Below are 12,064 nucleotides of genomic sequence, written 5' to 3' on the forward strand. Positions count from 1 at the left end.
TCCCGGTTCAGCGCTTCAAGAAGATGCGCACATTCAAGCCGGCAACCCGCAGGCATCCGAAATATACCGCCGCGGCCCCTGCCATCAGCAAGGTGAGCCAGCCAATACGCATCCAGGGTTGCGCGCGCAGCGCCACCCAATCCACCAGACCCGCAGCCCACAGCAGATACACCACCAACACCGCAGACGCTGCCAGCACCTGAAGCGAAAACCGGCCCCAGCCCGCCAATGGCTGGAAACGCCCATTGCGCACCAAGCCCACCAGAAGCCAGGTCGCATTGATCATGGCGCCCAGACTAATCGACAAGGACAAGCCCGCATGTTGGAACCATGGAACTAAGGCAAGGTTCATCAGCTGGGTGGCAATCAGCACGACCACCGCAATCTTGACCGGTGTTTTGATGTCCTGGCTGGCGTAGTACCCGGGCGCCAGCACTTTAATGGCTACGATCCCCAGCAAACCCGCCCCCCAGCCCATCAGGGCCCATGTGGTCTGCTCCACATCCAGGGCGGAAAATGCACCATAGTGGTAGAGCACCGCCACCAGCGGCTTGGAAAACGTCAGCAAACCTACGGCACAGGGCACTGCCAGCAGCACCACAATGCGCAACCCCCAATCCAGCAGCGCCGAATAGGCCGCGCCATCGTCCTTGGCGCGCGCTCCCGCGAGCTGCGGCATCAGCACCACACCGAGGGCAACGCCCAGCATTGCGGTGGGAAACTCCATCAAGCGATCTGCATAGGTCAGCCAGCTCACACTTCCGGTGCGCAGGTGGGAGGCAATCTGGGTGTTGATCAATAGTGAAATCTGCGCCACGCTGACCCCGAGCAATGCCGGGAGCATGAGCTTCCCGATGCGCCGGGTTTCCGGATCCGCACAGGCCTCCCGCAACAGGGCAGCCTGCAGGCCAAAGCGCGGCAGCAGCCCCAAACGCTTGAGTGCCGGTATTTGCAACAGCAACTGCAAGAGCCCGCCGACCATGACGCCGACTGCCATCGCGTAAATCGGCTGGATACCTTGCACCCTGAACCAAGGCACTAGCAACCAAGCGGCACCAATCATGCTCAGGTTCAGCAACACCGGCGTGGCAGCAGGCACTGCAAAACGCTTCCAGGTATTCAGAATTCCAGACGACAAGGCCACCAGCGACATAAAGCCGATGTAGGGAAACATGAAGCGCGTCATGAAAACAGCCGCCTCGTAGCCTGCCGGATCTTTCTGCAAGCCGCTGGCCATGGCCCACACGAGTACGGGAGAAGCAATCACACCCACCACACAGGTAAGCACCAGCGCACAGGCGAGCAAGGTGGCAACCCGGTCGATCAATAGCTTGGTTGCGTCATCGCCCTGTTTGGCTTTGCTCGCCGCCAGTACAGGCACAAAGGCCTGGCTGAAGGCACCTTCGGCAAACAAACGGCGAAACAGATTGGGAATGCGGAATGCCACATTAAAGGCATCCGTCATGGCGCTGGCACCGAAGGCAGCAGCGACAAGCAGCTCACGGGCCAAACCGGTGACCCGGGAGGCCAGTGTCCACAACGACACGGTAGAAACAGATTTGATAAGGCTCACCTGCCGGAGTGTAGCGGCGGCGTATTGGGATTCGGGCGCCTCGCGTGGCAGATCTGGTCTTTTCATGATTGAATGACAGGCTATTTAGAATTTCGTTGGAATTGCTATGAAATCCAGTCTGCGTCACTCATTCAGGGCGCCGCGCAACTCTGCTTGGCCCGGGGGCAAGCATGCTGTCCTGGTGGTGGAAGACCAGCGCGCGCTCTCAGAAATGCTCTCCAGCATGATCCAGACAACCTGGCAGTGCACCGTGTTTACAGCTGCCACACTTGCAGAGGCACGCGAATTGTTGGCGACAAGGTCCCACGAAATTTTTGCGGCCGTCTGCGATGTCAACCTGCCGGATGCGCCGTACGGCGAAGTCATTGATCTGGTCGCCGCTCAGCATATTCCGGCGATCGCCCTGACCGGAACCATCACCAGCGACATCCGCGGCATGATGACCCAAGGGCTCATCGTGGACTATGTACTCAAGAAAGGGCTGCCCTCATTTGAATACGCGGTGCAGTGGATCGGCCGCTTGATCCGCAACTCGGGACTGAAGGTCCTGGTGGCGGACGACTCGCCCTCGTCGCTGGAAATCATCCGCCGCATGCTCTCGATGCAAGGCTTGTCGGTACAGGTCGCCCACAACGGTCGCGAGGCGCTGGCGGCGCTTAACGCCCAGCCCGACATCAAGTTGGCACTGGTGGACTACAACATGCCCTTGGTCGATGGTTTTGAGTTCGTCGCTGAGGCACGCCGGATCATGGGCAAGGAGAGACTGGCCATCATCGGCATTTCCGGGGAAGACCATTCCGACATCTCGGCCCGGTTTTTGAAACACGGCGCCAACGACTTCATCTCCAAGCCCTACTCGTTTGAAGAAATGACCTGCCGGGTCAACCAGAACCTCGAAATGCTGGAGCTGGTCGAACATCTGCACGAGTTGGCTTTTGTCGACCCACTCACCAGCCTCTACAACCGGCGCTACTTTTTCGAACAAGGCAAGGCACGCCACAAACTAGCCCACGAAGCCCAGGCGCCGGTCGTGGTCGCGATGCTCGACATCGACCACTTCAAGTCCATCAACGACCGCTATGGACATGCCCATGGCGATATCGTGATCCGACACGTGGCCAGCTGCATGACCAAGCACTTCCCCGACGCGCTGGTGGCCCGCATCGGCGGAGAAGAATTCGCCCTATTCAGCGACAACCTCCCTTTGGCCGCTTTGCGCGAACGCTTGGATGCCTTCCGCGAATTGCTGCCCCGGCACAGCAGCGATGAGATGCCGGCCGGCATGCCCATCAGTATCAGCATCGGGGTTCATGGCGGACACGATGGCGACCTGAACGCACTTCTACAGCGGGCTGACAAACGACTTTACGAGGCCAAGGCCAACGGACGGAACCGGCTGGAAGGCTGATCCCAGCGCGCCGGTATATAATCATCGGCTTTGCTGGCAACATCCTCCAACACAAGGAACATAAATCATGGCATCTGGTAAACCCAAGAAAAAGAACCCGCGCCTGGCGTCGGGCCGTAAACGCGTCCGTCAGGACATCAAAATCAATGCAGCAAACACTTCTTTGCGTTCTAAATACCGCACCGCGGTGAAGAACGTGGAAAAGGCAGTTGTGGCCGGTGACAAGACCAAGGCCGCAGAATTGTTTGCCAAGATGCAAGCCGTGGTGGACACCGTGGCTGACAAAGGCATCTTCCACAAGAACAAAGCAGCACGCGATAAGAGCCGTTTGGCTACCAAGGTGAAAGCCTTGGCACTCGCAGCCTAATCACTTAGGCAATCGCACGGACCTTGGCAACAAGGTCTGCGTTTGTTAGGGTGCGCTGCCAGCAAAAGCAAAAAAGCCGTTCATCTGAACGGCTTTTTTGTTTCTGTCGTCAGGAAAAAAAATTATTCGGAGGCAGCCGGGCGGGCAGCAGGCGCGGCGGGCGCCTCAGGGCGAGTCTCGCTCACCTGCAGCTCGTTGTCACGGGCGAAATTCAGGCAAAAATCCCAAGCCATCACGTCGTAATCCCGCAGATCGGGGTGCACGATGACGCATTTCACCTGCCCGATCGAGGTGGGCACACACCAAGGCGAATAGCCGAGGTGGCTGCCCCGGGTGGCGCCGCCGGGGCGGAACTGGCTCATGACACCCGCCAAACGCTCCGCCCAATCACTGGGGCGAAAGGTCTTGCCTTGCCGCGTGATTCCCAGGATGTAGAGTTCTTTTGGAGGAGTGGTAGCCATCAGTGCGTTAAGAAATTCGTGACCGCTGCGCACAAGTCTTATAGAAGTGTTGCAGCGCACAAGAATTCTACCCGCTCTCCTGTCTTGGGAATGACAAACCAGCTATATCAACCGGCATCAGAGTGATGTGAATTTGTCACGAAACCGCCATCGGCAGTGCGCCTAAAATCAGGCTTCAACGGCCCGACTGGCCTTTGCAACAGTCGGGCCGCTTTTATTTTTTGCTCAACCCGGAGTTATTGCATGACCGCCGCCACCGCTTCTACGCCGTCCTCACCCCACGTGATGAACACCTACGGCCGACTGCCCATTGCTTTGAGCCATGGCCAAGGCTGCCGCGTGTGGGACGTGAACGGCAAAGAGTACCTGGACGCCCTGGGCGGCATCGCAGTCAACACCCTGGGCCACAACCACCCCAAACTTGTGCCCGCGCTGCAGGACCAGCTCACCAAGCTGATCCACACCTCTAACTACTACCACATCCCTCTGCAGGAAGAGCTGGCCAAACTGTTGGTAGAGCGCTCAGGCATGACGAACGTGTTCTTCTGCTCGACGGGCTTGGAAGCCAACGAAGCCGCGCTGAAGCTGGCCCGCAAGTTCGGCCACGACAAGGGCATTGAGCGCCCCGAAGTGGTGGTGTACGAAAAAGCGTTCCACGGCCGCTCCATTGCCACCCTGAGCGCCACCGGCAACCCCAAAGTGCAAGCCGGTTTCGGCCCGCTGGTGGAAGGCTTTATCCGTGTGCCAGTGAATAACATCGACGCACTCAAGGCCGCTACCGAGGGCAACCCCAATGTGGTGGCCGTGTTCTTTGAAGCCATCCAGGGCGAAGGCGGCGTGAACCCCATGCACATGGACTACCTGCGTGACGTGCGTGCCCTGTGCGACCAGCGCGACTGGCTGCTGATGATTGACGAAGTGCAGTGCGGCATGGGCCGCACCGGCAAGTGGTTTGCCCACCAGTGGGCCGGTATTCAGCCCGATGTGATGCCGCTGGCCAAAGGCCTGGGTTCTGGCGTGCCGGTGGGCGCGGTCGTGGTGGGCGCCAAAGCGGCCACCATCTTCCAACCCGGCAACCACGGCTCCACCTTCGGCGGCAACCCGCTGTCCATGCGGGCCGGGGTCGAAACCATTCGCATCATGGAGGCCGAAGGACTGCTGGCCAATGCCGAGAAGGTCGGCGCCCACCTGAAGGCAGGGCTTGAAGCCGCGTTAAAGGACGAGATCGCCAATGGCGGTGTCAAAGAAATCCGGGGCCAAGGCCTGATGATGGGCATCGACCTGTCCAAGCCCTGCGGCGCTCTGGTGCAACGCGCTGCCGACGCCGGCCTGCTGCTCAGCGTCACGGCTGACAGTGTTGTGCGCATGGTGCCCCCCTTGATCTTGAGCGTGGCAGAGGCCGACGAAATCGTCGCCATCCTCGCGCCCCTGATTGCTGCCTTTTTGAAAGAAACCGCATGAGCCTCTCCAGCAACGCCGTCCCCAGCACCCTACCCCAAGGCGCGCCGCCAGTGCGGCACTACCTGCAGTTTGAGGACTTCAGCGCCGACGAATACGCCTACCTGCTGGAGCGCGCGGCCTTCATCAAGCGCAAGTTCAAAACCTTTGAGCGCCACCACACCCTGGCGGACCGCACGCTGGCAATGATTTTCGAGAAAGCCTCCACCCGCACCCGTGTGAGTTTTGAGGCCGGCATGTACCAACTGGGCGGCAGCGTGGTGCACCTCACCACCGGCGACAGCCAATTGGGCCGCTCCGAACCGATTGAGGACAGCGCCAAGGTCATCAGCCGCATGACCGACATCGTGATGATCCGCACCTACGAGCAAACCAAGCTGCAAGCCTTTGCCGCCAACTCGCGCGTGCCCGTCATCAACGGTCTGACCAACGAATTCCACCCCTGCCAGATCCTGGCGGACATCTTCACCTACATAGAGCACCGCGGCCCTATCCAGGGCAAGACCGTGACCTGGGTGGGCGACGGCAACAACATGGCAAACACCTGGTTGCAGGCTGCCGCCAAGCTGGGCTTTCACCTTCGCGTGTCCACCCCCAGCGGCTATGAAGTCAATGAGAAATTGGCCGCTAGCGCTGGTGGAATGGGCGCAGGCAGCTATAAAACTTATAGCGACCCGATGGAAGCCTGCCAAGGCGCCGACCTGATCACCACCGACGTGTGGACCAGCATGGGCTATGAGGCCGAGAACGAGGTGCGCCGCAAGGCCTTTGCCGCCTGGTGCGTGGACCGCAAGATGATGGCCGTGGCAGCACCCAACGCCCTCTTCATGCACTGCCTGCCCGCCCACCGCGGCGAAGAGGTGGAAGCCGAAGTCATCGACGGCCCGCAAAGCGTGGTCTGGGACGAGGCCGAAAACCGCATGCACGTGCAGAAGGCGCTCATGGAGTACCTGCTGCTAGGCAAGCTCTGAGCGGCTGCCCCGCTTAGTCCAAGGGCACGGGCAGATCGGCCATCTGCCCTTTGAACTCCTGCAGCGAAAAATGCGACTGCACCTGCCGCACGCCCGGCAGGCGGTGCAGCTTGCGTTGCAGTAACTCGGAGTAGTGGTCCAGGTCACGCGCCACCAGACCCACCAAAAAGTCGGCCTGCCCTGAGATGGCGTGGAACTGCACGACCTCCGGAATTTCGGACACCGCCTGCACAAAGGCCTGGGACGAGGCCTCGTTCTGGTGGTCAATGCCAATCAGCACAAAGGCCAGCACGCTGTAGCCCAGCGCCCGCCGGTCCAGTGCGGCGTGGTAGCCCTTGATAGTGCCCGCGTCCTCCAACTGCTTGACCCGCCGCCACGTGGGGGACTGCGACAAATTGGCTACCTGCGCCAACTCGCCGGAGGTCAGGCGGGCGTTGTCCTGCAAGGCCCGCAGCAGCAGGCGGTCGGCTTTGTCACTGACTTGTTGCATTAATTTTCCAAAAAATGAATTCAAAAGAATAACTTATTCTAATTTTTTTGAATCAAAGATTAACCAGCAGCAAAAGGCAGCCAACCACACATAATTTGCGCAATCTCACCCTCCAGAGCACTCCATGACCACTCCCCTCACCCTGAATGATTGCCGTGCCCGCGATGCGGCCGACACCCTGCGCCCGCTGTGCGACCTGTTCGACATCCCCGAAGGCGTGATCTACCTCGACGGCAATTCCTTGGGTGTGATGCCCAAAACCGCCGCAGCCCGTGCGGCCGAAGTCGTCACTCAGGAGTGGGGCCAAGGCCTGATCCGCTCCTGGAACACTGCGGGCTGGTTCAGCCTGCCGCAACGCCTGGGTAACCGCATTGCCCCGCTCATTGGTGCCGATGCTGATGAAGTGGTCGCTACCGACAGCACCTCCATCAACCTGTTCAAGGTGCTGTCTGCTGCCTTGTCGATCGCCGCGCAGGACGCGCCTGAGCGCAAGCTGATCGTGAGCGAGCGCAGCAACTTCCCCACCGACCTCTACATCGCCGAAGGCCTGTGCAAAGAGCGCGGCTACACCCTGAAGCTGGTGGAGCCTGAAGAGATTGCTGCCGCACTCACTGCCGACGTGGCAGTGCTGATGCTCACCCACGTGAACTACCGCACCGGCGCCATGCACGACATGCCCGCCGTGACCGCTGCCGCCCACGCCGCTGGCGCCTTGATGATTTGGGACCTGGCGCACAGCGCAGGCGCCGTACCGGTCACGCTCAAGGCCTCAGGCGCCGACTTCTCGGTAGGCTGCGGCTACAAGTACCTGAACGGCGGCCCTGGCGCGCCGGCCTTTGTGTGGGTGCACCCTAAGCACGCCGACCGCTTCTGGCAGCCCCTGGCCGGTTGGTGGGGCCACGCCGCACCCTTTGCCTTTACCCCCGATTACCAACCTGCCCCCGGCATCACCCGCTATCTGTGCGGCACCCAGCCCATCGTCAGCATGTCGCTCTTGGGCTGCGGCCTGGAAGGCTTTGAAGCAGCCGAGAAGCTGGGCGGCATGGCAGCCCTGCGTGCCAAATCACTGGCATTGACCGACCTGTTTATCCAGCTGGTGGAAGAGCGCTGCCAAGGCTATAGCCTCGGTTTGGCGACCCCGCGCGACCATGCCCAACGCGGCTCACAGGTCTGCCTGACGCGTGAGCACACCGCCGGCGGCGACTTGGGCTCTGGCGCCTTTGCCATCGTGCAGGCGCTGATCGCGCGTGGCGTGATTGGCGACTACCGGGCGGGGGATGGTGGCATCCATAAAGACATCTTGCGCTTTGGATTTACGCCGCTGTACATCGGGTTTGAAGATGTGTGGAATGCGGTGGAACACTTGCGCCAAGTGCTGGAGAGTGGCGAGTGGAAGAAGCCTGAGTTCAACCGCAAGCATGCGGTGACCTGACATTGGTTTGCGCTTGCACGAGGCGGCCGGGCGGCACAGGCCGGGGCCTCATCAGACCCTTTGGGTCAGCAAATCGGCCCCAACCTGCGCCACCCGTCCACCTCTTGAGTTGCTTATGAACCCTACCGAAAAAATCGTCGCCGAAGAAAAGGCCCAGCTCGACTTCAGCAAGACCATGAGCTATGGCGACTACCTGCAGATCGACACCATCTTGTCGGCGCAGCACCCGCTCTCGCCCACGCACGACGAGCTGCTCTTCATCATTCAGCACCAGACCAGCGAGCTGTGGATGAAGCTCATGTTGCACGAGCTCACCGCCGCTATTGCGCACATCGCGCAGGGCGACCTGCCCCCCGCTTTCAAGATGCTGGCGCGGGTAAGCAAAATCATGGAGCAGCTGGTACACGCCTGGGACGTGCTGGCCACCATGACACCGCCCGATTACACCGCCATGCGCCCCTACCTGGGCCAGAGCAGCGGGTTCCAGAGTTTTCAGTACCGCTGTATTGAGTTCTCATTGGGCAACAAAAACGCCGCCATGCTCAAGCCCCACACCCACGCGCCCGAGCGGCTGGCGCTGGTGCAAGCGGCGTATGAGGCGCCATCGCTCTACGACATTGCGCTGCAACTCATGGCCCGCCGTGGCATCGCCGTGCCCGCCAGCCACTTGGAGCGCGACTGGACCCAGCCCTACGCCGCCAGCCCCGAGGTAGAAGCCGCCTGGCTGCAGGTCTACCGCGACCCCAAGGCGCACTGGGACCTGTACCAACTGGCCGAGGAGCTCACCGACCTGGAAGACGCATTCCGCCTCTGGCGCTTCCGCCACGTGACCACCGTGGAGCGCGTCATCGGCTTCAAGCGCGGCACCGGTGGCACCGGCGGCGTGAGCTACTTGCGCAAGATGCTGGACGTAGTGCTGTTCCCGGAAATCTGGACGCTGCGTACGGCGCTGTAATTCAAGCCATTTAGGCCCCTAGCCCTCGTAGAATATGCGCAATACGCTATATATTTCATAGCAAATAAATAGGCACGCCGCCTATCAACATCACGCCACGTGGGCAGCGTGGGTCTTAGTCAGCGGGGCCTTACAGAATCTTGAGTTGCTTGGCCTGCGCGGTGAGCTCGTCGCGAAACTTGGGGTGTGCAATGGCGATGAGCGCTTGCGTGCGCTGCTTCATGGACTTGCCGCGCAGCTGGGCCACGCCGTATTCGGTGACCACGTAGTTGATGTCGTTCTTGCTGGTGGTGACATGGGTGCACGGCGACAGCGAGGGCACGATGCGAGAGATGGTGTCCCCCTTGGCGGTGGACGGCAGCACGATGAAGGCCTTACCGCCCTTGGAGCGGTTGGCTGCGCGCACAAAGTCTGATTGACCGCCGGTGCCGGAATACGGCGCGTGGCCCAGGCTCTCGGAACCGCACTGGCCCAAAAAGTCGATCTGCAAGGTGGCGTTGATGGCCACCAGGTTGTCGTTCAGGCCGGCAACTTCCGGCGCGTTGGTGAACTCCACCGGGTGCATCTCCAGCCCCGGGTTGCGGTGCATAAAGCGGTAGAGCTTGGCCGAACCCAGCCCGAAAGTGGCCACCATTTTTCCGGGCATGAAGTTCTTGCGCCGGTTGGTCACGGCGCCCGCCTCCACCAGCGTCAAGATGCCATCGCCGATCATCTCGGTGTGGATGCCCAGGTCCTTTTTGCCGGTGAGCTGCATGACCACCGCATCGGGAATGCCGCCGTAGCCGATCTGCAGCGTGGAGCCATCGTCAATCAAGTCCGCCACATATTTGCCGATGGCCTGCTGCACCGGCCCGATGGTGGGCAGGCCCACTTCGAGTACCGGCGCATCGCTCTCCACCAGCGCCGCCACTTGCGAGATGTGCACATGGCAATTACCAAAGGCAAAGGGCACGTTGGGGTTGACCTCCAGCACCACGGCGCGTGCTTTTTTGACGGCCGCCATGGTGTAGTCCGCACCCAGGCTCAGGGCAAAGTAGCCGTGCTCGTCCATGGGGGACGCCATGGCAAACACCACGTCGGCGGCCATTTGCCCGCGCTCGATTTGCGCCGGAATTTCCGAGAAGTAGTTGGGGATGAAATCAATCCACCCCTCCTGCCCGCCGGCCCGTGTGGCGCCGCCAAAAAAGAAGGCGACGTGGCGCACATGCTCGGTGGTGGCGGGGTCGATGTAGCCGTACTTGCGCATGGCCAGAATCTGGCAGACCTTCACATCGCGAAAACTGCGCCGCTGCTCGGAGAGCGCGGTCAGCAAACTGGGCGGCTCACCCACGCCCGTGGGCACGATGATGGTGTCGCCATCGCGGACCTGCCGGATGGCCTCGGCGGCGGACATGCGTTTGTGTTGGTAAGACTGTGGGTGCGTCATGAGGGGCCTGCGAATGAGATGAGTTTTCCGAATGAACCCATTCTTAGCCCTCTTACTGACACGGTGCTTGCCCATGTCGCCACGCAAGCCATTGGGAAGCCAAACAGGCCAATAACGCTCGCAGAATGTGCGCGAGCAGCTTCTTATTTGATAGCAATCAAGGGGAATAGCGGGTCGTCCATCACCGCCCCATCGGGCAAGCGATCCGCCAGCCCCGCAAACGGGGGCGAGGTGCGCCAACTGCGCACCGCGTGGCGCGCGTCGTCGCCCAGGTAGCGGGCCGAAAACACGCGCCTCCGAGTGCCCGGCCCGACCCCGCTGCTGGCGTGCAAGGCCAGCATGTGAAAAGCCACCGCGTCGCCTGGCTGTAGGGCCCAGCCCAGTTGCTCAAACTGACCGGGGTTCGCGTCAATGGCGGGCAGCTCGGCCAATGTGCCCTCAGGGAACCATTTGGCCTGTTGGTCGCGGAAGGTGCGCGGCACGTACCAAGTTCCGGCGTGCGAGCCGGCCACAAAGCGCAGCGTGCTCTCCAGCGGCACCGGGTCCACCGGAATCCAGAAGCTCACGTTTTGCCGCCCGCTCACGTTGTAGTAGGGCTGGTCCTGGTGCCAGGGCGTGGGCTGGCGCGTGCCGGGTTCTTTGACCAGCAGGTGGTCGTGGTAGATGCGCACGCTGTCACTTTGCATGAGCTGCGCTGCCACCTGTGGCAAGGCGCTGTGCTGCATGACTGCCGCGTAGTCGGGGTTGTGCAGCCAAGTGCAAAAGTCTTCTACAAATTTGCCGGGGTCGTCCGGCTGGCTGGCGACCAGCGCCAGCGGGCTCAGGTGGGCCAGGTTGTGCTCAATGCCGCGCTCCAACTGCGCCACCTCGGCGGGGGTGAGTACCCCGCGCAGCACAACAGCGCCATGCTGTGCGAAATGTTGAACTGTGTCGGGTGGTAGGGTGTAAGGCATGGCGTGCAGAGGCAAAAAGGAATGGAAAACAGTTTATCTGCCACCCGCCGTCGCCAGACCACCTTAACGGCAGTTAGACTGGAACAAAGGAAACACAACTATGGCAGGCGTATTCGGTAAAGACCCCAACATGAAACGAAAAGGAAGCAAGGAGGAGCTCGACCGCATCATGGGCGAGCGAGCCCGCAACAAGGAGGCCGCAGCCGCTATCTTCAAGCGCAAAAAGCCCGCCGCGGCGCCACAGTCTAAGGAGCCAGCAAAACCCTAGGCATCCAGCGACCTGCTGCGCTACCCGCAACCAACAAAAGACTCTGAGGCATGGACTTCGTACCTGTCGCATTCATCGTATTCAAGGTCTTGGTGTTCGGGGCCGCCATGTTCTTTGCCGTCAAGTGGCACTACGACCAAGGCAAGCACACAAAGGCGCCACGCGCGGTATTACGCACTGGTGTTGCTTTGGCAGCAGTGTTTATAGCGGCTGCCGCAGGCCTGGTGTTTGCAACCTTTGCCTTTGCCCGATGGATGGGTTTGGACATGAACCTACCGTGATGGGCGTGCGCCGCAGTTTTT

13 protein-coding genes are annotated in these 12,064 nt (G+C 60.9%); 8 read left to right on the forward strand and 5 right to left on the reverse strand.

Going from position 1 to position 12,064, the window contains the following annotated elements; genetic code table 11:
- Positions 1 to 7: 7 nt before the first annotated feature.
- The gene (murJ, locus tag QZW03_RS02015; RefSeq protein ID WP_296508305.1) at positions 8 to 1,573 is read right to left on the reverse strand and encodes a murein biosynthesis integral membrane protein MurJ; all 1,566 of its coding nucleotides are present in this window, start codon (positions 1,571 to 1,573) and stop codon (positions 8 to 10) included.
- A 106-nt stretch (positions 1,574 to 1,679) separates the two neighbouring features.
- Between murJ and QZW03_RS02020 the strand changes: the two genes are divergently transcribed.
- Together QZW03_RS02020 and rpsT are read left to right on the forward strand one after the other, a co-directional pair.
- Positions 1,680 to 2,981, forward strand: coding sequence for a diguanylate cyclase (locus QZW03_RS02020; RefSeq protein ID WP_296507845.1), 1,302 nt, complete (start codon positions 1,680 to 1,682; stop codon positions 2,979 to 2,981).
- Between the two features lie 67 nt (positions 2,982 to 3,048).
- The gene (rpsT, locus tag QZW03_RS02025; RefSeq protein ID WP_094478292.1) at positions 3,049 to 3,348 is read left to right on the forward strand and encodes a 30S ribosomal protein S20; all 300 of its coding nucleotides are present in this window, start codon (positions 3,049 to 3,051) and stop codon (positions 3,346 to 3,348) included.
- 122 nt (positions 3,349 to 3,470) lie between these two features.
- Here the strand turns inward: rpsT and QZW03_RS02030 are convergent, their stop codons facing one another.
- Positions 3,471 to 3,809, reverse strand: a complete 339-nt coding sequence (locus QZW03_RS02030; RefSeq protein ID WP_087494413.1) for a DUF3579 domain-containing protein — start codon at positions 3,807 to 3,809, stop codon at positions 3,471 to 3,473.
- Positions 3,810 to 4,052: 243 nt separating this feature from the next.
- On the opposite strand from QZW03_RS02030, the gene QZW03_RS02035 reads away from it, so the two are divergent.
- Together QZW03_RS02035 and argF are read left to right on the forward strand one after the other, a co-directional pair.
- Positions 4,053 to 5,270, forward strand: coding sequence for an aspartate aminotransferase family protein (locus QZW03_RS02035; RefSeq protein ID WP_296507849.1), 1,218 nt, complete (start codon positions 4,053 to 4,055; stop codon positions 5,268 to 5,270).
- Positions 5,267 to 6,238, forward strand: coding sequence for an ornithine carbamoyltransferase (gene argF, locus QZW03_RS02040; protein ID WP_296507851.1), 972 nt, complete (start codon positions 5,267 to 5,269; stop codon positions 6,236 to 6,238). Before QZW03_RS02035 ends, argF begins: the two co-directional genes overlap by 4 nt.
- 13 nt (positions 6,239 to 6,251) lie before the next feature.
- Here argF and QZW03_RS02045 read toward each other — a convergent pair whose 3' ends face one another.
- On the reverse strand, positions 6,252 to 6,728 hold the full coding sequence (locus QZW03_RS02045; protein ID WP_296507853.1) for an Lrp/AsnC family transcriptional regulator: 477 nt from the start codon (positions 6,726 to 6,728) through the stop codon (positions 6,252 to 6,254).
- Between the two features lie 124 nt (positions 6,729 to 6,852).
- Between QZW03_RS02045 and kynU the strand changes: the two genes are divergently transcribed.
- Positions 6,853 to 8,160, forward strand: coding sequence for a kynureninase (gene kynU, locus QZW03_RS02050; RefSeq protein WP_296507855.1), 1,308 nt, complete (start codon positions 6,853 to 6,855; stop codon positions 8,158 to 8,160).
- Between the two features lie 115 nt (positions 8,161 to 8,275).
- A complete protein-coding gene (kynA, locus tag QZW03_RS02055) occupies positions 8,276 to 9,115 on the forward strand; it encodes a tryptophan 2,3-dioxygenase (RefSeq protein WP_296507857.1) in 840 nt (279 codons plus the stop codon).
- A gap of 130 nt (positions 9,116 to 9,245) precedes the next feature.
- Here the strand turns inward: kynA and QZW03_RS02060 are convergent, their stop codons facing one another.
- Together QZW03_RS02060 and QZW03_RS02065 are read right to left on the reverse strand one after the other, a co-directional pair.
- Entirely contained in the window at positions 9,246 to 10,541 is a 1,296-nt protein-coding gene (locus QZW03_RS02060) for an acetyl-CoA hydrolase/transferase C-terminal domain-containing protein (protein WP_296507859.1), read from the reverse strand.
- Positions 10,542 to 10,684: 143 nt separating this feature from the next.
- Positions 10,685 to 11,494 (reverse strand): phytanoyl-CoA dioxygenase family protein, encoded by an 810-nt coding sequence (locus QZW03_RS02065; RefSeq protein ID WP_296507861.1) that lies wholly within the window; start codon positions 11,492 to 11,494, stop codon positions 10,685 to 10,687.
- 100 nt (positions 11,495 to 11,594) lie between these two features.
- Between QZW03_RS02065 and QZW03_RS02070 the strand changes: the two genes are divergently transcribed.
- Both QZW03_RS02070 and QZW03_RS02075 read left to right on the forward strand, forming a co-directional pair.
- Positions 11,595 to 11,762 (forward strand): hypothetical protein, encoded by a 168-nt coding sequence (locus tag QZW03_RS02070; protein ID WP_296507863.1) that lies wholly within the window; start codon positions 11,595 to 11,597, stop codon positions 11,760 to 11,762.
- Between the two features lie 50 nt (positions 11,763 to 11,812).
- On the forward strand, positions 11,813 to 12,043 hold the full coding sequence (locus QZW03_RS02075) for a hypothetical protein (RefSeq protein ID WP_296507865.1): 231 nt from the start codon (positions 11,813 to 11,815) through the stop codon (positions 12,041 to 12,043).
- The last annotated feature ends 21 nt before the right edge of the window (positions 12,044 to 12,064 follow it).

This window comes from Rhodoferax sp., assembly GCF_013297935.1.
Classification (GTDB): Bacteria; Pseudomonadota; Gammaproteobacteria; order Burkholderiales; family Burkholderiaceae_C; genus Allorhodoferax.